The sequence below is a fragment of the Massilia frigida genome (assembly GCF_011682175.1).
Classification (GTDB): domain Bacteria; phylum Pseudomonadota; class Gammaproteobacteria; order Burkholderiales; family Burkholderiaceae_D; genus Telluria_A; species Telluria_A frigida.
Genome location: NZ_WHJG01000001.1, coordinates 328736 through 351443, shown reverse-complemented (window position 1 = coordinate 351443; position 22708 = coordinate 328736). Strand labels below are relative to the sequence as shown.

General features: G+C 66.5%; 15 protein-coding genes. 12 read left to right on the top strand and 3 right to left on the bottom strand.

Annotated features, from left to right (window positions below; genetic code table 11):
* The 12 genes from F2P44_RS01590 (at position 1) to F2P44_RS01535 (ending at position 17567) form a co-directional block, all read left to right on the top strand.
* Positions 1-1209 (top strand): TIGR03087 family PEP-CTERM/XrtA system glycosyltransferase, encoded by a 1209-nt coding sequence (locus tag F2P44_RS01590; RefSeq protein ID WP_167084391.1) that lies wholly within the window; start codon positions 1-3, stop codon positions 1207-1209.
* Entirely contained in the window at positions 1209-2753 is a 1545-nt protein-coding gene (gene xrtA, locus F2P44_RS01585) for an exosortase A (protein WP_370662620.1), read from the top strand. The genes F2P44_RS01590 and xrtA overlap by 1 nt, the downstream gene beginning before the upstream one ends.
* Positions 2753-3901, top strand: a complete 1149-nt coding sequence (locus F2P44_RS01580; protein ID WP_167084389.1) for a TIGR03088 family PEP-CTERM/XrtA system glycosyltransferase — start codon at positions 2753-2755, stop codon at positions 3899-3901. Before xrtA ends, F2P44_RS01580 begins: the two co-directional genes overlap by 1 nt.
* Positions 3889-5793 carry an XrtA/PEP-CTERM system amidotransferase gene (locus tag F2P44_RS01575; protein WP_167084387.1) on the top strand — a complete coding sequence of 635 codons (1905 nt, stop codon included), beginning with the start codon at positions 3889-3891 and terminating at the stop codon, positions 5791-5793. Before F2P44_RS01580 ends, F2P44_RS01575 begins: the two co-directional genes overlap by 13 nt.
* A 17-nt stretch (positions 5794-5810) precedes the next feature.
* A complete protein-coding gene (locus F2P44_RS01570; protein WP_167084659.1) occupies positions 5811-7010 on the top strand; it encodes a TIGR04063 family PEP-CTERM/XrtA system glycosyltransferase in 1200 nt (399 codons plus the stop codon).
* On the top strand, positions 7007-8176 hold the full coding sequence (locus F2P44_RS01565) for a glycosyltransferase family 4 protein (RefSeq protein ID WP_167084385.1): 1170 nt from the start codon (positions 7007-7009) through the stop codon (positions 8174-8176). The genes F2P44_RS01570 and F2P44_RS01565 overlap by 4 nt, the downstream gene beginning before the upstream one ends.
* A gap of 2 nt (positions 8177-8178) precedes the next feature.
* Positions 8179-9138, top strand: coding sequence for a glycosyltransferase family 2 protein (locus tag F2P44_RS35320; RefSeq protein ID WP_167084383.1), 960 nt, complete (start codon positions 8179-8181; stop codon positions 9136-9138).
* Positions 9135-10238 (top strand): glycosyltransferase family 4 protein, encoded by a 1104-nt coding sequence (locus F2P44_RS01555; RefSeq protein WP_167084381.1) that lies wholly within the window; start codon positions 9135-9137, stop codon positions 10236-10238. The genes F2P44_RS35320 and F2P44_RS01555 overlap by 4 nt, the downstream gene beginning before the upstream one ends.
* 3 nt (positions 10239-10241) lie before the next feature.
* Positions 10242-11522 (top strand): glycosyltransferase, encoded by a 1281-nt coding sequence (locus F2P44_RS01550; protein ID WP_167084380.1) that lies wholly within the window; start codon positions 10242-10244, stop codon positions 11520-11522.
* A complete protein-coding gene (locus tag F2P44_RS01545; RefSeq protein WP_167084378.1) occupies positions 11519-12976 on the top strand; it encodes a lipopolysaccharide biosynthesis protein in 1458 nt (485 codons plus the stop codon). Before F2P44_RS01550 ends, F2P44_RS01545 begins: the two co-directional genes overlap by 4 nt.
* Positions 12973-13968, top strand: a complete 996-nt coding sequence (locus F2P44_RS01540) for an acyltransferase family protein (RefSeq protein ID WP_167084376.1) — start codon at positions 12973-12975, stop codon at positions 13966-13968. Before F2P44_RS01545 ends, F2P44_RS01540 begins: the two co-directional genes overlap by 4 nt.
* A 389-nt stretch (positions 13969-14357) precedes the next feature.
* The gene (locus F2P44_RS01535) at positions 14358-17567 is read left to right on the top strand and encodes a hypothetical protein (protein ID WP_167084374.1); all 3210 of its coding nucleotides are present in this window, start codon (positions 14358-14360) and stop codon (positions 17565-17567) included.
* Positions 17568-17573: 6 nt separating this feature from the next.
* Here F2P44_RS01535 and F2P44_RS01530 read toward each other — a convergent pair whose 3' ends face one another.
* The 3 genes from F2P44_RS01530 to F2P44_RS01520 are packed head-to-tail and all read right to left on the bottom strand — an operon-like array spanning position 17574 to position 22689.
* Positions 17574-19667 (bottom strand): GNAT family N-acetyltransferase, encoded by a 2094-nt coding sequence (locus tag F2P44_RS01530; RefSeq protein ID WP_167084372.1) that lies wholly within the window; start codon positions 19665-19667, stop codon positions 17574-17576.
* Entirely contained in the window at positions 19664-20833 is a 1170-nt protein-coding gene (locus F2P44_RS01525; RefSeq protein ID WP_167084370.1) for a DegT/DnrJ/EryC1/StrS family aminotransferase, read from the bottom strand. The genes F2P44_RS01530 and F2P44_RS01525 overlap by 4 nt, the downstream gene beginning before the upstream one ends.
* Positions 20834-20838: 5 nt before the next feature.
* Positions 20839-22689 (bottom strand): asparagine synthetase B family protein, encoded by a 1851-nt coding sequence (locus tag F2P44_RS01520; protein ID WP_167084369.1) that lies wholly within the window; start codon positions 22687-22689, stop codon positions 20839-20841.
* Positions 22690-22708 lie beyond the last annotated feature (19 nt).

Sequence of the window (22708 nt, the reverse complement as noted above, 5' to 3'; positions counted from 1 at the left end):
GTGGACGACCTGCTGCTGCTGATCCACCGGATTCCCTACCCGCCCAACAAGGGCGACAAGATCCGTTCGTATCATCTGCTCAAGCACCTGGCGCGCCACTACCGGGTGCACCTGGGGACCTTTGTGGACGACCCCGACGACTGGCAGCACCTGCCGCGCGTGCAGGCCCTGTGCGCATCGAGCCACTTCGCACGCCTGGACCCGACCCGGGCGCGCGTGCGCAGCCTGGGCGCGTTGCTGGCCAACCGCTCGCTCTCGCTCGACTACTACCGCGACAAGGGCATGCGCGAGTGGGTCGCTGCCACCATGGCGGCCAACAAGGTCGAACGCATCCTGGTGTTTTCCTCGCCCATGGCGCAGTATGCCGAACCGTATCCGCAGGCGCGCCGCGTGGTCGATTTTTGCGATGTCGATTCCGACAAATGGCGCCAGTACGCCGCGCAGAAATCCTGGCCCATGAGCATGCTGTACGCGCACGAAGCGCGCCAGCTGCTGCGCTACGAGCGCAAGGTGGCGCTTGACAGCGCGGCCGCGCTGTTTGTCTCGGCGCCGGAAGCGGCGCTGTTTCGCCAGCTCGCCCCCGAAAGCGCCGAGCGCACCGGCTTTTTCAATAACGGCGTCGATACCGACTACTTCACGCCGCATGCCGACTACCCGAATCCCTTCATCGCCGGCCAGCAGGCGCTGGTGTTTTGCGGCGCCATGGATTACTGGCCGAACGTGGACGCGGTGACCTGGTTCGCGCGCGAGATTTTCCCGGCCGTGCTGGCACGCCATCCGGCGGCGCAATTCGTCATCGTCGGCGCGCGTCCCGCGCCCGACGTGCTGCAACTGGCCGCGCTGCCTGGCGTGTCCGTCACCGGCACCGTGCCCGATGTGCGCCCGTACGTCGCGCACGCGGCCCTGTGCGTGGCGCCGCTGCGGATCGCGCGTGGCATCCAGAACAAGGTGCTCGAAGCGATGTCGATGGCCAAAACGGTGGTGGTGTCGCCGCAGGCGCTCGAAGGCATCGCCGCCGAGCCGGGGCGCGACCTGCTGCTGGCGCTTGACGCGCCGCAGTTCGGCGCCGCCATCGGCCAGGCCCTGGATGCGCCGCGTCCCGACATGGGCCGCGCCGCGCGCCACGCCGTCGAAACCCAGTATGGCTGGTGCAGCAACCTGGCGCCGGTTGTCTCCCTGTTAGAACAGATGTCCGTCGAAAGCGCATAGTGGAACAAGGCATTACCCTCAACCCGGCGCGCCCGGCCCAGTCTTATTTGCTGCAGTCGCTCCTGATCGGCGCCGTGCTGCTGTTTCCCTTCCTCGCCTACTTCGAGACGGCGGCATCGATCGTCAACATCTGGGACAGCTCCGGCACCTTTGCGCACGGCTATGTGATCCTGCCGATCAGCCTCTGGCTGATCTGGGGCCGGCGCGACGCGCTGCGCGCCATGCCGGTGCGGCCGTGGTGGCCCGCGCTTGTCCTGCTGGCTGGCTGCGGCGCCGCATGGCTGCTCGGCGAAATGGGCGAAGTGCAGATCGTGCGCCACTACGCCTTTGTCGCCATGCTGCCTTTGAGCGCGCTGGCGATCCTCGGTTTGCCGATTGCGCGCAGCCTGGCCTTTCCGCTGGCGTTCATGTTGTTCGCAGTGCCCTTCGGCGATGTGTTCATCGAACCGCTGATCGGCATGACCGCCAACTTCACGGTCGACGCCCTGATCGCCACCGGCATTCCGGTTTTCCGCGAAGGGAACAACTTCAGTATCCCGACCGGCAACTGGTCGGTGGTGGAAGCCTGCAGCGGCGTGCGCTACCTGATTTCATCGGTGACGCTCGGCTGCCTGTACGCCTACCTGACCTACCGCACCACCTGGCGCCGCGCGCTGTTCATCGCCGCCTCGATCATCGTGCCGATCTTCGCCAACGGCGCGCGCGCCTACCTGATCGTGATGATCGGCCACCTGAGCGGCATGACCCTGGCGGTCGGCTTCGATCACTTGATTTACGGCTGGGTGTTCTTCGGCTTCGTGATGTTCCTGCTGTTCTGGATCGGCGCCATCTGGCGCGAAGATATCGCTCCCGCCGCCGATGCGGCCGCGGCGCCGGCCGTGCCGGATGCACCGCCGGCGCCGTTGAACAAGCTGCTGCCAGCCGCGCTGGCGGTCATCGCCTGCGTCGGCATCTGGCCCGCTTATAACTACTACCTGGAAAAGACCGAGCCGGCGCCGGCGCCCGTGGTGCTGACCGAAGTGGCTACCAGTGCGCCGCGCGGCCCCGCCTTTGTCGACTGGACCCCGGCCTTCCCGACCGCGAGCGCCGAACTGCAGCAGTTCCACGCGCCGGATGGCCAGCCGGTCGGCTTCAAGCTGCTGTACTACCGCAAGCCGCCCGAAGGCACCAAGCTCATTACCACCACCAACCGCCTGTCGCCGGTGAAGGACCCTGTGTGGCGCACCATCACCACCGTCGTGCGCGACGAAGCGATCGGTGCGCGCGGCCTGCGCCTGCGCGAGAGCAGCATGTCCGGCCCGAGCGGCAAGATGCTGGTGTGGCACTGGTACTGGATCGACGGCAGCACCACCAGCAACGACTACGCCGGCAAGCTGCTGCAGATCCGCCAGAAGCTGCTGCATGCCAGCGACGACGGCGCCGCCGTGATGATTTTCGCGCCGTACGATGAAAATCCGGAACCGGCGCGGGTGGCGATGCGCGCCTTCCTCAAGGGCGACCTGGCCGCCATCGAGGCCGCGCTGGCGGCCAACACGAGGCATTGATGACCGACATTCCCCTCGTCGTCCACCTGATCTACCGGCTCGATTTCGGCGGCCTGGAGACCTTGCTCGTCGAGCGCATCAACCGCATGCCGGCCGCGCACTACCGCCATGCGGTGGTGTGCCTGGCCGATTACACGGCGTTCGCCGACAAGATCACCAAGCCCGGCGTGGAACTGTTCGCCCTGCACAAGCAGCCCGGTTTGTCGCTCGGCACCCACGGCGCGCTGTGGAAGCTGCTGCGCCGCCTGCGCCCGACCATCCTGCACACTTACAACCTGTCGGCGCTCGAATACGCGCCGGCCGCCATGCTGGCAGGGGTCCCGGTGCGCATCAACGGTTTGCACGGGCGCGATGCGGGCGATCCGCAAGGGCGCAACCGCAAGCACAACATGCTGCGCCGCCTGATGCTGCCGTTCTACGATTGCTGCTACGCCAATTCGGTCGACATGCTGGCCTGGAACCGCACCGTGATCGGCGTGGCCGGGAACAAGAGCCGCTTGCTGGCCAACGGCATCGACGCCGACAAATTCCATCCGCAGGGCAGCGCGCTGCGCCAGTCCGGACCGGAGACGATTGTCATCGGCACCGTCGGCCGCATCCAGGATGTGAAGGACCATGCGACGCTCCTGCGCGCCTTCGTGCTGCTGCATGCGCGCCTGCCGCAGGTGCGCCTGGCGATTGTCGGCGGCGGCCCGCTGCTGGCGGCCTTGCAGGCCCAGGCCGAACAAGCCGGCGTGGCGCGTGCGGTCTGGCTGCCCGGCGCGCGCCTTGAGGTGGCCGACATTTTGCGCGGCTTCGACATCTTCGCGCTGTCCTCGATTGCCGAAGGCACGCCCGGTTCCGCGCTGGAAGCGATGGCGAGCGGCCTGCCGGTGGTCGGCACCCGCGTCGGCGGGGTGCCGGAAGTCGTTGCCGATGGCGTGACGGGCGCGCTGGTGCCGCCGTCGGACCCGCTTGCGATGGCCGATGCGCTGGAGCGCTACGTGGTCGACGCCGCACTGCGGCTGGAGCACGGCACGGCAGGACGCGCGCGGGTCGAGCGCCACTACAACATGGCTGCCATGGTGGCCGCTTACGAATCCTTGTACGACGCCTTGTGCGAACATAAAAAACTATTCAGGAAGAGTGCGAAATCATGTGTGGAATAGTCGGCATTTTTGATACGCGCGGCGCGCGCGAGATCGACCCGGCGCTGGTCAAGCGCATGAACGAAACCCAGCACCACCGCGGTCCGGACGAAGGCGACGTGTACACCGAGCCTGGCGTGGGCTTTGGCCACCGGCGCCTGTCGGTGATCGATATCCTGAGCGGCCAGCAGCCGATGTTCAACGCCGAAGGCAACGTCGGCGTAGTCTTCAACGGCGAAATCTACAATTACCCCGAGCTGACCGGGGAACTGCAAAAACTCGGCTACGTGTTCCGTACCAAGAGCGACACCGAAACCATCGTGCACGCCTGGTCGGCCTGGGGCGAGGAGTGCGTGCAGCACTTTCGCGGCATGTTCGCCATCGCCGTGTGGGACCGGGTCAAGCAGACCATGTTCATGGCGCGCGACCGGCTCGGCGTCAAGCCGTTTTACTACGCGCTGCTGCCGGACGGGATGTTCATCTTCGGCTCCGAACTCAAATCGCTGCGCGCTCACCCCGGCCTGCCGCGCGCGATCGACCCGCGCGCCGTGGAAGACTATTTCGCCTACGGCTACGTGCCGGAGCCGAAAACCATCTACAGCAGCGCTTTCAAGCTCGCGCCCGGTTTTTGCCTGACCGTGAATATCGGCCAGCCGATCCCGCAGCCGCGCCAGTTCTGGGACGTGCCGTTCAAGCTGCACGGTGCCATGACCGCCCGCGACGCCGAGGGCGAGCTGGTGGTGCGCCTGCGCGAAGCGGTCAAGATCCGCCTCAAGGCCGAAGTGCCGCTGGGCGCCTTTTTGTCGGGCGGCGTCGATTCGAGCGCCATCGTGGCCATGATGGCCGGCCTGATGAAGGACCCGGTCAACACCTGCTCGATCGCCTTCAACGACAAGGCCTTCGACGAGTCGGAATACGCCGAACAGGTGGCGCGCCAGTACAAGACGCACCACCACACCGAAACCGTCGACACCGACGATTACGCGCTGCTCGATACCCTGGCCGACCTGTACGACGAGCCGTATGCCGACAGTTCCGCCATCCCGACCTACCGCGTGTGCCAGCTGGCGAGGAAACGCGTGACGGTGGCGCTGTCGGGCGACGGCGGCGACGAAAACCTGGCCGGTTACCGCCGCTACCGCTACGCCATGGCTGAAGACAGCGTGCGTTCGCGCCTGCCGACCGGCCTGCGCAAGCTGGTTTTCGGCCCGCTCGGAAAATACTATCCCAAGGCCGACTGGGCGCCGCGCATGTTCCGCGCCAAGACGACGTTTGAAGCGCTCGCGCGCGACCTGGTCGAGGGCTACTTCCACGGCGTCTCGATCATGTCCGACGCCATGCGCGCGCAGTTGTTCACCCCCAGCTTCCACAAGCAGTTGCAGGGCTACCGCGCGATCGACGTGATGCAGGGCCACGCCGCCAAGTCGCCGACCGACGATCCGCTGTCGATGATCCAGTACCTCGACATGAAAACCTACCTGCCGGGCGATATTCTGACCAAGGTCGATCGCGCCAGCATGGCCCATGCGCTGGAAGTGCGCGTGCCGCTGCTGGACCACAAGCTGGTGGAATGGATTTCGGGACTGCCATCCGACATGAAGCTGCACGGCGGCGAGGGCAAGTACATTTTCAAGAAGAGCCTGGAACAGTACCTGCCAGAAGATATTTTGTACCGCAAGAAGATGGGTTTCGCGGTGCCGCTGGCGGGGTGGTTCCGTGGCCCGCTGCGCCAGCGCGTGCGCGATTCGCTGCTGGGCGAAACGCTCAAGGACACCGGCATCTTCAACATCGATTACCTGACCGAGATGGTCGAACAGCACGAGTCGGGCCGGCGCGATTACAGCGCCCCGATCTGGACCCTGCTCATGTTCGAAGCCTTCTTGCGCAAAGAGCTGCTGGGAGCGGGGGCATGACGGAGGCAGCGGCGCCATTGCGCATTCTCCATGTGCTGGACCACTCCATTCCGCTCCACAGCGGCTACACCTTCCGCACGCGCGCGATCCTGAACGAACAGCGCGCGCTGGGCTGGGATACCTTTCACGTCACCAGTCCCAAGCAGGGCATGACCCAGGCCGCCTACGAACACGTCGACGGCCTCGATTTCTTTCGCACCGCGGCGGCCGGCGGCCCGCTATCGCGCCTGCCGGTGTTCAACCAGATCGCCGTCATCGACGTGCTGGAAGACCGCTTGCTCAACGTCGCGCGCGAGGTCAAGCCGGACGTGCTGCACGCGCATTCGCCGGCCTTGAATGCTGTTGCCGCGCTGCGCGTGGGGCGCCGCCTCGGCATTCCGGTGGTGTATGAAATCCGCGCCTTCTGGGAAGACGCCGCCGTCGATCACGGCACCAGCCGCGAATGGGGCCTGCGCTACCGCATGACGCGCGCGCTGGAAACGTATGCGCTCAAACGGGTCGACGCCGCCACCACCATCTGCGAAGGCTTGCGCGCCGAAATCGTCGGACGCGGCATCCCGGCCGAAAAAATTACCGTGATCCCGAATGCGGTCGACGTGGCCGACTTCAGCGTCGACGGCGCGCGCGACGAAACGCTGGCCTTGCGCCTGCACCTCGACGGCAAGTCGGTGCTCGGCTTCATCGGCTCGTTCTACGCCTACGAAGGCCTGGACGTGCTGCTGCGCGCGCTGCCGGCCATGCTGGCGGCGAACCCCGAGATCCGCGTGCTGCTCGTTGGCGGTGGCCCGCAGGACGCTGCGCTCAAGGCACTGGCCGGGCAACTGGGCGTGGCCGATCAGGTGGTGTTCACCGGCCGCGTGCCGCACGACCAGGTGCAGCGCTATTACAACCTGGTCGACGTGCTGGTGTATCCGCGCCTGAAAATGCGCCTGACCGATCTGGTGACGCCATTGAAACCGCTCGAAGCGATGGCCCAGGGCCGCCTGCTGGCCGCCTCCGACGTGGGCGGCCACCGCGAACTGATCGACGATGGCCAGACCGGCATCCTGTTCGCCGCCGGCGACCCGGCCGCGCTGGCGCACAAGGTGCTGGCCTTGTTGGACGCACCGGAACGCTGGGCCGCGCTGCGCGCCAACGGCCGCGCTTTTGTGGAGCGCGAACGCACCTGGACCGCCAGCGTGGCGCGCTACAAAGCGGTGTATGGCTCGCTTAAATGAAGATCCTGACCTTCACGACGCTGTTTCCCAACCAGGTCAAGCCGAACCACGCCATTTTTGTCGAGACGCGCCTGCGCCACCTGGTCGCCAGCGGCCAGGTGGAGGCGCGCGTGGTGGCGCCGGTGCCGTGGTTTCCGTTCACGGCCAAGCGCTTCGGCCAGTACGGCGACTTTGCGCGCGTGCCCGCTAGTGAGGAGCGCTTCGGCTTGCCGGTGCTGCACCCGCGCTATCCGGTCATTCCCAAGGTCGGCATGAACTTCACGCCGGCGCTGCTGGCCAACGCCGCCAGGGCCACGGTCGGCCGCATGCTCGATGAAGGCTACGACTTCGACCTGATCGACGCCCACTATTTTTATCCCGATGGCGTGGCGGCGGTCAAGCTGGGCAAGCATTTCAACAAGCCGGTGGTGATCACCGCGCGCGGTTCGGACATCAGCCTGATTCCGAACTTTCCCAAACCGCGCAAGATGATCCAGTGGGCCGCCGCCAACGCCGCCGCCGTCATCACCGTGTGCGACGCGCTCAAGACGGAGCTGGTGCAGCTGGGCGCCGACCCGGCCAGCATCACGCCGCTGCGCAACGGCGTGGACTTGCAGCGCTTCCGCCAGGGCGACCGCGCCGGCTTGCGCCGCGAGCTCGGGCTCGATGGCTTTACCCTGTTGTCGGTCGGCCACCTGGTTGAACTCAAGGGCCACGACCTGGCCATCGGCGCGCTTCCACAGCTGCCCGGCGTGACCTTGCTCATCGCCGGCAGCGGCGTGGAACTGCCACGCTTGCAGGCGCTGGCGCGCGAATTGAAGGTCGAGCAGCGCGTGCGATTTTTGGGCGCGGTGCCGCAGCCCGAGCTGCCGCGCTACTACGGCGCGGCCGATGCGCTGGTGCTGGCGTCGAGCCGCGAAGGCTGGGCCAATGTGCTGCTCGAATCGATGGCCTGCGGGACGCCCGTGGTGGCCAGCCGCGTGTGGGGCACGCCGGAAGTGGTGGCCGCGCCGGCCGCCGGGGTGCTGATGGGGGAACGCAGCCGCCAGGGCGTGGCCGACGCCGTGCAGGCCCTGCGCGCCGATTATCCGGCGCATGACGACACGCGCCGCTACGCCGAGCAGTTCAGCTGGGACAGCACCACTGCCGGCCAGCTGCGCATTTTTAACGCGATTTTGGGGAAATAGCCATGCCTCACGCATCCACGCCGCTGGTGTCCGTCGTCATCCCCTGCTACAACGCGCAGCGCTACATCGGCGCGACCATCGCGTCGGTGCTGGCGCAAAAGGACGTGGCGCTGGAAATCATCGTGGTCGACGATGGTTCGCGCGACGGCTCGGTGGCATTGGTGCGCAAGGGTTTTCCGGCGGTGCGCATCGTCGAGCAGGCCAACGCCGGCGTGGCGGCCGCGCGCAATGCAGGCATCGCCGCCGCACGCGGCGAGTGGATCGCCTTTATCGACGCCGACGATATCTGGCTGCCCGGTAAGCTGGCGGCCCAGCTGGCGCGGATGGCGGCGCTGCCCGATTGCCGCATGAGCTACACCGCCTGGAAGGTGTGGCCGAGCGACGTGCCGCAGCCGGCGCCCGACTACCTGGCGCGCCTGCAGGACGAGGCGATGGATAGCGCGCGCTGGGCCGGCGCGAGCGGCTGGATCTATCCGCAGCTGCTGCTCGACTGCGTGGTGTGGACCTCCACGGTGCTGATGCAGCGCACGCTCCTGGCGGAATTGAACGGCTTCGACACCACCCTGCGCCTCGGCGAAGACTACGACCTGTGGCTGCGCGCTTCGCGCGTGACGCCGATTGAGCGCGTGGCGCGGCCTTATGCCCTGTATCGCATCCACCCGGCCAGCATCACCAAGGCCACGCCGGCAGAAAACTACCGCGCGCGCGTGATCGGCCAGGCGCTGGGCCGCTGGGGCCTGGCCTCGCCCGACGGGCGCATGGGCGACGCGCCGGCGGTACGGCGCATGCTGGCCAAAAGCTGGAGCGACTTCGCCGGCGCGCATCTGCAAGCGCGCAACCTGGGCCAGGCGCGGCGCGCCGGCTGGACCGCGCTGCGCACCGACCCCACCCACGTCCCGGCGTGGAAAGTGCTGGTCAAGACTGGCCTCAAGGCACTGTCGCCATCAAAGGAAAAAGCATGATGAACATTGGACTGGTGGCACGCTGCCTCAATACCGAACACATTCGCGGCATGGGCAAGTACGTGTACGAGCTGCTGAGCCACTCGAAGAACCATCCCGAGATGCACTGGCGCCTGTTCGGCGACGACGACCGCCACGGCATGGTCACGCCGCCCGGCGCCAACCTGGAAACCGATGTGTTCAGCTTTCGCGGCGACCGCTTCCGCGCGTGGGAGCAGCTCGGCCTGCCGCTGCGCCTGCGCAATCTCGATATCGACCTGCTGCACGCGACCGAAGGCGCCTTGTCGCTGTGGCAGCCGAAACCCACGGTGGTCACCCTGCACGATACGCTGGCCTGGGAAGAACGCCCCGACACGCTCGGCGCGCGCCTGTACTGGGACCATACGATTCCGGCGGCGCTGAAAAAATGCGCGCATGTCATCACCATCAGCGAATGCTCGCGCACCGACATCCTGGCGCGCTGGCCGTGGCTGGAACCGAAGCTGACGGTGATTCCGCACGGGATCGATGAAGCCTATTTCACCAAGGAGCACAGTCCGATGCACGCGGAACTGGCGCGCCAGATCGGCACGGCGCCATATGCGGTGTATTTGGGCGGGCCGATGAAGCGCAAGCGCCCCGAGTGGGCGATGGAAGTGATCGCCGCCAGCCGCCAGAAAGACCTGAAACTGGTCATCTGCGGATTCGGTGCCGCCGCCCGCCGCACCGCCATGGCCGAACTGCCGCCGCATTTGCAGGGCCGCGTGCTCTTCGCCGAATTCTTGTCCGACGCCGAACTGCGCGCCCTGTACCGTGGCGCCCAGGCGGTGCTGTACCCGACCCTGTACGAAGGCTTCGGCTTTCCCGCGCTGGAAGCGCAGGCGGCCGGCGTGCCGGTCATCTTCAGCGCCCTCGGTAGCCTGAAAGAGCTGATTGGCCCACTGGCGATGGTGGTGCCGCCGCACGATCTTGATGCCTGGGTTTCAGCCTTGGAGCGCGCCGGCAGCCTGGGCGAGCAGCGCGCGCCCATGGTCGCCGCCGCAGCCGCGTGGGTGCGCAAGTTCGCCTGGTCCGAGAGTTTCGCCAGTCACCTGGCCGTGTATCGCAAAGTGCGTGGCTGAACGATGAAGAAAGTGCTGGTCATCGCCTATTTGTATCCACCGATTTTCAATTCGGGGACGCGCCGCAGCCTGGAGTTCGTCAATCACTTGCCGGACCATGGCTGGACCCCGACCGTACTGACGCTCGACAGCCCCGATCCCAAGGATTGCGACGCTTCGCTGCTGGACGAAGTGCGCACTGGCACCCGCATCGAACGCGCACCCTTGTGGACCCGCCACATGGCGCCCAGGATCGCGGCAAGATTCGCCAGCGTGATCGACCCGCAACGCCTGGCCGGCGCCATCGAGTGGCGCGTGCGCCGTCTCTGGAACGTGCCGGACGAATGCGCCAGCTGGATTCCCATGGCGGTCGAGCATGCCGTGCGCCTGCATGCGGCGCAACCCTTCGACGCCATCTACGCCACCGGCTGGCCGTGGTCGTCTTTCCTGGTCGCCGGAAAAGTCAGCCGGCGCACCGGCGTGCCCTTCGTGGTCGATTACCGTGACTTGTGGAAGCCGGCCGAGGTGGAGTGGGACAAGACCACCTGGCTGCAGCGCCGCCTGAACCCGGGCCTGGAGCGGCGCGTGCTGCGCGCGGCGTCCGGCGTGATCGCCACCACCGAATCGTTTCTCGGCCTGTTGCCGCAGGAGCTGCTGCCGAAGAACCGCTTCTTTATTACCAACGGCTTCGATGAAGACGACTTCCCGGCCGCCGCGCCGGCGCCAAAGGACGATCACGTTCGCATCGTCTACACCGGCGTATGGCGCCCCGGTTACGGCCCGGACGACCTGTACGCGGCGGTGCGGCTGCTCAAAGAGCGGGGCGCGCCAACACTGGCACGCCTGCACATCGTGACGGCCGGTTACGCGCCCGGTCCCGCGCGCGAATACGGCATCGAGGACATCGTCGAGGAACGCGGGCGCGTGCAGCACGCCGAAGCGACCGCGCTCATGACCGGCGCCAGCGTCCTGTACCTGCCGGTCTCGAAAGGCGTCTACGAGCACGCCAGCATGCCCGGCAAGCTGTTCGAATATCTGGGCAGCGGGCGGCCGATCCTGGCGTCGGCGCAGCCGGTCAGCGAAGTGGCCAAGACGCTCACCCAGGTGGGCGGCGCGCGCCGTGCCGATCCGGGCGACGTGGCGGGGCTGGCCGATATCCTGGCCAGCCTGTGCGAAGGCAGCCCGGCGTCGATCTTCTCGCCGCGCATTCCGAGCGAACTGGCCATGTACACGCGCGCCAGCCTGACCGGCAAACTGGCGCTCGCCCTCGACGCGATCGTGCAACAGCCACGGAACGCCGCATGAGTACCGTGCGCCGCGCGATGGCGTTTTCGTTCCTGGAGAGTTATCTCGGCATCGCCCTGAACCTGGTGTCCTTCGTGCTGCTGGCGCGCCTGCTCACGCCCAAGCAGGTGGGCCTGTTTTCGGTGGCGCTGGCGATCATCAGCGTCACCCAGGTGATCCGCGATTTCGGGCTGGTCAATTTCCTGATCCAGAAAAAGGACCTGACCGGCGACTACATCGCCAGCGCCTGGGGCATGGCCCTGATCCTCGGTTCCAGCCTGTTCCTGCTGATTCAACTGGGCGCGCCGCTGATCGGCGCCTTCTATCATGAAGACAGCCTGACCACCATCGCCCGCATCGTGGCGCTCAACTTCCTGATCCTGCCCTTCAATTCGGTGTGCCTGGCGCTGCTGCGCCGCGAACTCAATTTCAAGGCGGTCATGCGGATTAACCTGTCGGCCGCCGTGCTCTCGACCATCGCCACCTTGCTGATGGCATGGCAGGGCGCGGGCGCATATGCGCTGGCCTGCGGCGCCGTCTTGAACAACGCGATCATCGCGGCCGGCATCTGGCATGTGGGCGCGGCGGCGCGCCTGCTGCGGCCCGCGCTCACCAAGTGGCGCGAGATCATGAAGTTCGGCGGGCCGCTGACGGTGGCCAACGTGATCACCTCGATCACGATGGACATCAACGATCTGGCGGTCGGCAAGATCATGGGCTTTTCGGCCGTGGCCATCGCCAGCCGCGCGCAGGGCTTGATGAACCTGTTCCACCGCGACTTCATGGGGGCGGTGCGCAATGTGGCCTATCCGGCGTTCTCGAAAGCGGTGCGCAATGGTGACGCGCTCGAAGAAAAATACGTCGCCAGCGTCACCAACGTGAGCGCCATCGCCTGGACCTTTTATGGCTTCGCGGCGCTGTTCCCGCTCGAAGTGCTGCGTTTGATGTTCGGGCCGCAGTGGGACCAGTCGGCGCCGCTGGTGCCGTTTTTCTGCCTGGCCGGTGCCGCCAGCGCCATGATCAACCTGACCCCGACCGTGCTGCTGGCGGCCGGTCACTCGAAACTGGTGGCCACGGCCGAACTGGTGATCCAGCCGGTCAAGGCCATCGCCCTGTGCCTGGTGGTTTTCTATTACCGCAACCTGCAGTATTTCGCGGTCGGCTTCATGGTCATGGCCGTGGTCAGCGTGCCATACTGGTATGCGCTCAAGCAGCGCTGCCTGCCGACCGACTTTGGCGCGCTGCTGCGCAACGTGGGCATGAACCTGGCGCTCGCCGTCCTCAGTCTCGCACCGGCGCTGGCGCTGGTCACCTGGCTGCGTCCCGCCGGCCAGGCGCTCGGACACGCGGCCTTCTTTACCTGCGCCGGCGCCACCTGCCTGGCCTGGCCGCTGCTGCTGTGGGCTTTCCGCCATCCCCTGTACCGCGAGTTCCTGGCCCTCGTCCAGGCGCGCCGCGCGGCGGCCGGCGCATGACCGCGCACGCTGCTCACCCGGCCTACGTGCCGGCGCTGGACGGCTGGCGCGGCATGGCCATCGGCCTGCTGCTGGTCGGGCACTTCATGCCGCTGCCGGGGATTAACCTGGGACGGGTCGGCGTGAGCCTGTTTTTCGTGCTGTCCGGAATGCTGATGGCGCGGCTATTGTTTATCGACAAGGTGGCAATCGGCCATTTTTACCGGCGCCGTATTTCGCGCATTATGCCGGCCCACTTGGCGTTCATGCTTCTCACCTCGCTCGCATGGCTGGCGCTCGGTTTGCCGATTGCGTTGTCAGAGATATTACCACCGTTGTTTTTCTTTAATAATTACGTACTAAGCAGCGCGGTCCAATTCGGCCATATCTGGTCCTTGTCGGTCGAGGAACACAGTTATATCGCGCTGTCGCTGGTGGCGATTGCGGTGCGGGCCGGGCGCCGCACCCCGTTGGCGATCCTCCTGCTGCTGGCGGCGGCGTGCGCGGCGATGATTATCTTGTATCAGCGTGTTTATCCGCCCGGACCGGAACTGTATGCGCACATGCTGCATACCGAAACGGCGGCCTACGGCATTGTCATATCGGCTTTCTTTTGCGTGCTGTTTCACCGGCGCGGGGTGCCGCGCACGAATAGCGTGGTGGTTCCGCTGCTGCTCGGCGGCGGCGTGGTGCTGCACTGGTGGTCGGTGCCGCCCGCGCTCGCCCAGGTCGTCGGGGTGGCCGCGTTCGCGCTGGCGGTCAACCTGCTGCCGCATGCCGTCGCGCCGCTGCAGGCACTATTTTCGCTGCGCCCCCTGCGCCAGCTGGGTTTGTGGTCGTTTTCGCTGTACCTCTGGCAGCAACCGTTTTATGCGGCCTGCCTGAAAAAGGCGCTGCCACTGCCGCTCGCGCTGGCCGGCGCGGCAGCGCTCGGCATGGCCTCCTACTATCTGGTCGAGGGCCCCGCGCGCCGCTTCCTGAACGCGCGCTGGGCGCCCGCCGGCAGCGCGTGATATTAATATTTTATAAATACCGACCGCGCCTGTTAATATGCGGCCAGCCCGCCTGATAATGTCAGATCGCTTATCGAGTTTATCCGCAGGTAATATTGAGCAGAGCTTCATTCTTATTCCATCCCGGCAATAATGCGTCTATTGCCATTTAATCATCCTACGAAAATTTATATTGATATTTGGCGTTTTGTTTGTGAACGGTCATTTCGTGTTCAACAAATATGCAGGTAGAATGTCGTTTCCATGCCGCAACAAACGATATCATCGCCGCGCTATTGGGGTTGTTTAAAAAACGAGCGACGCCGCGTTAATAGCTATTTTTTCATTGTTATTACGAAGAAACCATTATGACCGATCTGCAACGCCGTATTTTCCTCCGACGCTCAACGATGCTCGTTGCTTCCGGCGCGCTTAGCGCTTGCGGTGGCGGCGGTGGCGGCGGCAATGGGGCCGCCGCCGCGCCCACCTCGACCGCCGCCAGCGGCGTGCAAACGCCATCGACCAGCCCGTTCGACCCATCCACGCCGGCCACGCCGGAACCGGGCACGCCCATCGCCAACGCCCGCTTCAGTGTCATCAGCACCACCGGCCAGACTTCCGTGCCGTTTTGCCTGGGCTTTGCCTTCCGCCGCGGCGACTTGCCGGCCAGCCGTTCGATCGGCTCGGACAAGGGCGCCTTGCAGATCAATGTCAAGAACCTGTGGCCGGACGGTTCGGTCAAGTTCGCGCTGTTGTCGGGCCAGGCCAGCCTGCCCACGGCGGCCGGCACCACGATCAACTTAGGCGTGGTCGCCTCCAGCGCGGGCGATGCCGTGATCGACACGGCGCGCCTGCGCACCAGCGGCGCCGTCGCCGAAGTAGGCTGCGGCGCGTTCGGCACCGCCAGCTGGCAGGGCGCCGACTGGGACAGCCCGTTCAAGGTCTGGGTCAGCGGTCCGCTGATGTCGTCCTGGATCTACCGCAAGCCGGTCGGCAGCGACCCGCACCTGGTGGCCTGGCTCGAAGTGCGCATGTGGGCCAGCGGCGCGCTCGAAGTGCTGCCGTGGATCGAGAACGGTTACCTGCGCGTGGCCGCGCCCTCGAACAAGGCCGCCACGTACACCTTCTCCCTCAATGGCAGCGCGCGCATGTCGGCCGCCATCGACCTGAAACACCACCAGCGCACCCCGCTGATCAGCGGCAGCGCCCTGTCGTACTGGAGCGGCGCCGACCCTGGCGTGGTGCCGCGCCAGGATGCGGCCTACCTGCAGGCGAGCGAACTGGTGCCCTCGTACCAGGCGCGCCTGAGCGCCGAATCGGCCGCCGTCAAGGCCCTGGTAGCGAGCTACACGCCGCTTCAGGCGGGCAATTTCATCTACGACGGCGACAGCATGGCGTCGTCCGGCTACCAGGACCCGATCGGCCTGCTGCCGCAGCACGACGTGCTGTTCCTCGTGGCGGACGTGCCGGCCGCGTATGCCGCCGTGGTGCGCAATGGCTTTTCGGCCGGGCGCTATGGCCTGCACTACCGCGACGAGAGCACCAACCGTCCGCTGCGCTTTTCCAGCTACCCGACCCTGAATATCCGCAGCGGCCATGGCTTCAAGGATACCGGCGGCTCCACCAACGGCCAGTACACCCCGGTGGCCACGGGCGGCAATCCGCCCACCTGGGACGTGGCGCACAGCCCCTCGGTCGGCTTTGCGGCCTACCTGGCCACGGGCCGTTTCTACTTCATGGAGCAGGTGCAGTTCGCCGCCACCGCCAACTACCTTGGCAATGGCGACAACGCCGCGCTGCGCACCGGCAGCAAGGGCCTGGTGCAGACCGCCGTCGCCGCCTGGCAGACCCGCAGCTGCGCGTGGGACTGGCGCGCGCGCGTGCAAGCCCTGTGCGTCACCCCCGACGACGATAGCGCCCTGCGCGCCGAATTCATCGCCTCGGTCGAAGCCAATATCGAGCACTTCCACGGGCGCTACGTGGCCCAGCCAAACAACCCGTTCGGCTGGATCAAGCCGGGCGAAGGCTACGACGGCACCATCCGCGTGGCCTCGCCATGGCAGCAGGATTTCGTGACCGCGGCCTTCGGCTATTCGGTCTCGCTGGGCTTGCCCATTTCGGGCGCGGCCAGCACCAAGCTGGGCGCCTTCTTTGCCTGGAAGGCGCGCAGCGCCATCGGCCGGCTCGGCACCAAGGATGGCTTCTGGTACATCAACGCGGTGCCGTACACGATGGTCATTTCGCCCGTCGCCAAGCCCGATTACGATACCGGCGCCGGTCCCTGGTACAGCTCCGAGGCCGAGGTGTACAGCGCAACCTATGCCAAGCCGCCAGTCTGGCTGGGCAAGGTCGAAGGCACCCTGGCCGGCGAATACATGCCGGGCGAGCGTGCCTTGTGGGGCAACCTGGTGCCGGCGATTGCCTACGCGGTGCGCCACGGCGTGCCGGGCGCGCGCGAAGCCTACGAGCGCATGACGCGCGCCACCAACTGGGGCACCTTGCGCGCCGCGTTCGACACCAAGCCGGTATGGGGCGTGAAACCGGCGCACTACACGCCGGTCCAGCCGCTGCCGGTGCCAAGCACGCCGCAGACGGGCGATCCGATCTGGTTCTCCGGCAAGGGGCTGGGCGAGTGGATCGAAATCGCCGGCACCGCGGGCGCGGGCGGGGCGGCGGCGCATGCCTATAGCGGCATCGCCTTCAACGAACGCACCAACGAGATTCTGATTGCCGGCGCCGGCGGCCACCTCGATTCGGCCGACAACCGGGTGGTGTCGCTGCGCCTGACCGACAATGCACCAAGCTGGCAGCTGCGCCATGGCCAGTCCTCGGCCACCGCGATCGACGTGGCTTACTACGCCGACGGCAAACCGACCTCGCGCCACCTGTACAGCACCGTGCATTTCGTGCCGCAGCTGAACCGGCTGATGATGTTCGGGGTGCGCGGCGCCTACGGCAATGCGCACTTCTTCAACAAGGTCGACGGTTTCGACCTCGAGACCAGTAGCTGGGACCCCGCCGGCACCTGGGCCGACGCGCCGGCCGGCCACCTCGGCGCGGTATCGATCCGCGCCACCGGCGACACGTGGAGCACGGGACTGGCGCGCTTTTCGGCCGCCACCCGCACCTGGAGCCAGCCGATCACGCAGCGCACCAGCGACACCATCCGCTGGCCGATCGCGCACGACTCGCTGCGCAACCAGCTGTTCTCGCTGAACTGGGCCGACGGCATGGGTTACGGGGCGCTCGGCGTGTTCGCGTCGCGCGTGCCGGTCGATGGCTCGGTGCAGATCTCGGTGACCTTCAATCCGAGTGCGGCGCTGGAGAGCTTCAAGGCCGACAAGCCGACCTATGCCGGCATGGATTACGACCCGGCCAACGACCGCTTCCTGTTCTACTGCGGCCAGGGCGCTGGTGCGGGACGCATCTACGTGATCAAGCCGAATGGGGGCAACACCTGGGATATGAGCATGTTCGAGCTGGCCAGTCCCGTCATGCCACCCGCGACCACGGGCGCCGGGGTGCATAACCGCTTCCGCTACGTACCGGCGCTGCGCGGTTTCATGCTGATGCCGAACGGGAAGACGCACAACATTTTCTTCATCCGCACCTCGGCATAAGTATCGTCAGATCAGCCGGTCGGCCACGCCCCGCGCGGCGCGGCCGGCCGCTTCGCGCGCCAGTCCCGTGAGGCCGCGCAGCGATTTGGGGTTGTACGCCACCAGGCCCCAGCGCTCGCGCCGGTGGCTCATCCACGTTTTTTTGTACGCGTCGTCGCCGATCAGGTAATCGACTTCGTTTACCTTGTCCTTGTCGATCGCGTGCTCCAGCAGCATGGCCGTGATCAGGGTCCCCGGCGAATAGCCCTTGAAGCGCTCGTCGTAGGCCAGCTTGTAGATTTCGGCGCGTCCGTGCGAGACGATCCACAGTTGCGCGGCCACCGGCTCGCCATCGATCCACGCCAGCCCCAGACGCAGGAAGCCCTTGGCCGCATAGGCCTGCATCAACCCTGGCGTGAACGCCGGGAAGGGTTCGGGCTTTTTCCAGCTGGCCGCATACACCTTCTCGTAGGCGGCAATCGCCACCGGCAGTTCCTTGGTGTTGGTGACGATTTCCAGGGTGCCGCCATCGCCGGCGAACTTCTTGCGCATGCGGCGGATGGTGTTTTGCAGCGGTCCGCTGCGCGCCGCCAGATAGCTGGCCCAGTCGCAGCTCACCGGCTGGTACCAGTTCCCGAAAGTGAAATACTCGAATGCGATCCAGCCCTTGATGCGCATCGCTCCCAGCAAGGTCTGGTAGGAATGCGAGGCCGGGTCCATCGGCGTCAATGTCAGCGACGCCAGCCCGGGAAACTCGGCCTGGATGGCCGACAGTACCGCCACCATCTCGCGCGATTTCAGGCCCGGTTCGAGCACCGGCTCGTACAGGCTCGTATAAAAATTCGACAGCGAAGCCAGTTGCCAGGTGCCACCGGCTTTTTCGGCGCGCAGCGGCAGCACCGCCATCAGTTGCTGGCCCTGGCGCAGCACGTAGAAGCGCAGGCCGGGATTGTCCGGATACACCGTCTCGACCAGGTTGCGGTACCACGCCAGGCCGCAGGCCACGTTGTGCTTTTCGGCCTTGGTCATGAAGGTCTGCACGTCGGCCGGAAGGGCGTCGGGATGGTCGAACACCTCCACCGCCAGGCCGTCGGACGCTTGCGGGTTGCTGCGCCAGGCGCGCAGCGACACCGCCAGCGCTTCGGCCACGTTCCAGCGGTACAGGGTGCGGTGCTGGATCCAGCGCTGGGCGGTGGCCCATTCGAGCTGGTTCTGGTCGGCGTCGGTATAGAACTCGATGGCGCCGCCCGGGCCGGCCGCGAAGGCTTGGTCGATCACGTCGCGCAGCAGCAGGCGCCCTGGCGAGTAGTCGGCGAAGCGCTCGTCGTAGCTGGTCTTGAGGATCACGTACACGCCGTTGCGGCGCAGGATCAGGCGCGAGGCGGCCAGCGTGTCGCCGAACCACAGCTCGGACACAAAAGCCTGGCCGTCGGCGGCGGAGCGCTGCATCAGGTCGCGGTAGAACTGGTGCTGGGCCGGGGTGGAACCGACCGCGGTGCCGTTGCGGCCTTTCCAGCCGGCGCCCTCCAGCGCGGCGTAGCGGTCGACGGCGGCGACGATCTCGCCGGCCTCGCCGATGTGCACGCGGCGCTGGTCGATGCCGTTATCCAGCAGGCGCTTCTCGCGCTTCTTGATATTGCTTTGCAGTTGTTTGGAGCGCGACGACCAGTAGCCGGCGAAGCTGCCCGCCAGCTCGATCTTCATCGTCAGCGCGTGATTGAGCAAATGCCGGCGCGGCGTGGCGCCGGCCAGCACGGCGCCCACGGCCGGGTCGTTGCACAGCAGGTCGAGCTGGATCGCCATGCCGGGCAGGCTGCTCAATATCGAGGGCAGCAGCGCGCTATCGGCTACCAGGGTGGCTGCGATCTGCGCCTGCGGCGGCAGGAAGCTGGCCCACACCAGCGGGTTGCGCGGCTTGATCACGCACATCGCCTCGATCACGCCGTCGCGCCGGTACGCGCACAGGTGCTCGCTGCCGTCGCCGAAGTGCTGCAGCAGGCCGTCGATAAAGAGGGTGGTGAGGAGTGGATGGTCACCGAACAGGCGCCGGTTCAACTGGTCCCAGGCCGCGCCGTGCGCGCCGAGGGAGCGCTGCAGCGGCACGCTGGTCCAGCCGCTCATGCCAGCGCTTTCGCCACCAGCGCCGTCATCCACGCCATTTGCTGCGCGCTCAAGCCCTGGTGGCAGGGCAGGTGCAGCAGGTGCAGGCGGTAGTTGCGCGCCACCGTGCAGCTCGACACCGCCATGTCGTCCCAGCGGAAGATCGGCATGCCGGCCTGCTTCAATTGATAGAACACCGGGTCCGGTTCGGCGATCGTGATCGGGAACATGTACGGTGCGCAGTCGTCCGGCAGCTCGTGCATGAGGGCCTGCCCGCCGTGCGCGCCGGCCACCGCTTCAAGCCACTGGCGGTAATGCTGGCGGCGCTGTTCGATCAGGGGCGCGAGCAGCGTGCGCCGCATGACCCAGCGCGACAGGGCCAGGCTGTTCTTGTTTTCCATGGCGCGCTCGTATAGGGCCGACGGACGGTCGTGGCGTTCGCTGATGTCCTGGCCGCGCAGCGCGGGGTCGCGCGGCACAGCCTCGGTGGCGTCGACGCGCGCGGCGCGGTTGCGCGACCACGCCGATGCGAAGGCTTTCGCTTCGCGCAGCAGGCCGGGGCGGGCCGGTGGCGTGATCGGGAACAGGGCCGGGTTGGCCCACAATACGCCGCCGTCTTCGCAGCCGAAAAACTTGTACGGGCTGGCCATCAGTACATGGTCGGCATTCGCTTGCGCGCCCTGGGCGCGTTTCGCGGCAACCTGCCACGCATGCGAGCAGTCTTCGATGAACATGAGGCCGTGGTGGCGGCACACGGCCATCACGGCTGCCAGCAGCGCGGGCGGCTGCTCGAAGCCGAAGTAGTGCGGCAGCACCAGCGCCTTGATGCCGTGGTCGCGCGGCGCCAGCAGGGCGCGGATGCTGTCCACGCGCGGCGTCAGGTCGCTGTCGACTTCATAGAACAGCACCGTGCCGCCCAGCGCCAGCGCCGGGTCGATCATGGTGCGGCAATGGTAGGACGGTACCAGGAGCGCCGTACCCGGGCCGATGCCGGCCGCCTGGCAGGCCGCGTGCATGGCGTAGCGGCCGCGCGCGAAGTGGCGCACGGCGGTGCCGTCGATCAGGGCCGGAGCGACCGTGCCGCTGCCGCCAAGACTCAGGTCGGCCCAGCGCAGGCTGGGGAACAGGGGCGCGCGCGGACGGGGGAATTCACATGCTAGGGCGTCGAAACGCTGGTATTCGGGCATCGGTTTCAGCTTTGCGGTGCGGAGCGCTGCTTGAACCACTGCTCCATCATCATCAGGACCCACACCATGGTGCCGTGGTAGCCGGCGTGCTCGTTCAGGTGCTGGCCGACCAGCGCGTCGATGAATTCCGGACGCACGATCTGGCGTTGTTTGAGGTCGGACAGGCTGTCGAGCGCGAGCTGCTGCAGCGGCTTGTGCTTTTGCAGCCACACGCCGAACGGCAGGCCGAAGCCATGCTTTTGCTTGGTGATGATTTCGTCGGGCAGGAAGCCGCGTAGCGCTTCCTTGAAGAAGTAGCGCAGCTGGGTGCCATTGAGTTTCTGTTTGGCCGTCAGGCGCGCCGAGAACCCGACCATCTGGTCGGACAGGAAGGGGAAGGCCGCTTCCATCGCCGCCAGCTCGCACGCCTTGATCACTTTCGGCAGGTCGTTGTCGGCCAGGGTGACTTTCAGGTCGAGCGCCAGCATGCGGTTGATCAGGCTCGATGCGTCGTTCTGGGCGTAGGTGTGCGACAGGCTGGCCAGCGGCGCGCCCACATCCGCACTGGCCAGGAATGCGCCGGTGAACACTTGCGAGGGGCCGAAGCGGCCCAGCAGGTTGTAGGTTTCCAGGCGCGCCGGCATAGGCAGCGAGGCTTGCTCGATGTAGCTGCGCGCCTTGCGAATCAGCTTGAGGCGCTCGCCCGCCGGGAAATTGAAGACGGCCGGTTCCAGCAGCGCCTTGCGCAGCAGGCCGGGCACCTTGTCGTACAGGGCGAACACGTGCTGCTTGGAGTAGCGCTCGTTGCCGCCGAAAAGTTCGTCGCCGCCATCGCCGCCGAGCATGCGGGTGACGCCGTCGGCGCGCGCCAGGCGCGCGCAGTAGAACGCCGGCACCGCCGAGGCGTTGCCGAAGGGCTGGTCGAACACCGCGCCGATGCGCGGAATGGCGGCCACCACGTCGTCCGGGGTGACGTAGTATTCGTGATGGCTGGTGCCGAAGTGTTTCGACGCCAGGCGCGCGTACGACATTTCGTCGTAGCCTTCGGCCTCGAAGCCGATCGAATAGGTGTTGACCGGCTTGTCGTCAAGCTCGCGCATGATGCCGGCGATGGTGGAGCTGTCGGTGCCGCCGCTGAGGAACGCGCCATACGGCTGCTTGCCGGCGGCGTCACGCACGCTGCTGCGCAGCAGATCGCGGAACTGCTGCTTGAGGTCTTCGAACGCGTGCTGCGGCTGTTCGTCGAACACCATGCGCCAGTAGGCGCGCTTTTCCACGCGGCCCTGCTTGAAGCGCAGGCATTCGCCCGGCAGCAGGCGTTGCTGGCCGCGGTACACGGTGCCCGGTGCCGGGACCATGTGGAAGTAGACGTAGTTGTACAAGCCTTGCGGATCGATCGCTCCGGGCGTGAGTGGATGGCGGATCAGCGCGTCCGACGAGGTGGCGAACACCAGCGCTTCGCCCGCCGTCTGGTAGCTCAGCTGGTGGGTGCCCATGCGGTCGATCGCCAGCAGGGCGTCGCCATTGGCGTTGTCGAGGATGGCGAGCGCAAAGGCGCCGCTCAGTTTGGCGCAGACGGCATCAGGGTCGCGCCGCCACAGGCGGGCCACGCGCTCGCCCAGTCCATCTTGCTGGCCCTGCGCGTCGGCACCGTCATTGAGTTCCGGTTCGCCCCACACGGCCACCAGCAGGCCATCGCCTTGGTAAACATGGGCGCTGGCGGCGCGCGCGGCCACCGCCAGCGCGCTGCGCGAGGCTTGCAGGGTGCTGATATCGGTCTTGTCGAAGGCGGCCAGCGGCACTGCCATGGCCTCGATCAGGACCTGGTTGTCAGCGGCACTGGCGCCGTGGCCGATCCATCCACACAGCCCGCTCACTGCGGCTTCCCGGAAAATT

Coding starts and splice junctions, on each gene's coding strand:
- F2P44_RS01550 (WP_167084380.1), top strand. CDS start 10,242: ATGAAGAAAGTGCTGGTCATCGCCTATTTGTATCCACCGATTTTCAAT.
- F2P44_RS01545 (WP_167084378.1), top strand. CDS start 11,519: ATGAGTACCGTGCGCCGCGCGATGGCGTTTTCGTTCCTGGAGAGTTAT.
- F2P44_RS01535 (WP_167084374.1), top strand. CDS start 14,358: ATGCTCGTTGCTTCCGGCGCGCTTAGCGCTTGCGGTGGCGGCGGTGGC.
- F2P44_RS01575 (WP_167084387.1), top strand. CDS start 3,889: ATGTGTGGAATAGTCGGCATTTTTGATACGCGCGGCGCGCGCGAGATC.
- F2P44_RS01580 (WP_167084389.1), top strand. CDS start 2,753: ATGACCGACATTCCCCTCGTCGTCCACCTGATCTACCGGCTCGATTTC.
- F2P44_RS01525 (WP_167084370.1), bottom strand. CDS start 20,833: ATGCCCGAATACCAGCGTTTCGACGCCCTAGCATGTGAATTCCCCCGT.
- F2P44_RS01530 (WP_167084372.1), bottom strand. CDS start 19,667: ATGAGCGGCTGGACCAGCGTGCCGCTGCAGCGCTCCCTCGGCGCGCAC.
- F2P44_RS35320 (WP_167084383.1), top strand. CDS start 8,179: ATGCCTCACGCATCCACGCCGCTGGTGTCCGTCGTCATCCCCTGCTAC.
- F2P44_RS01565 (WP_167084385.1), top strand. CDS start 7,007: ATGAAGATCCTGACCTTCACGACGCTGTTTCCCAACCAGGTCAAGCCG.
- F2P44_RS01555 (WP_167084381.1), top strand. CDS start 9,135: ATGATGAACATTGGACTGGTGGCACGCTGCCTCAATACCGAACACATT.
- F2P44_RS01540 (WP_167084376.1), top strand. CDS start 12,973: ATGACCGCGCACGCTGCTCACCCGGCCTACGTGCCGGCGCTGGACGGC.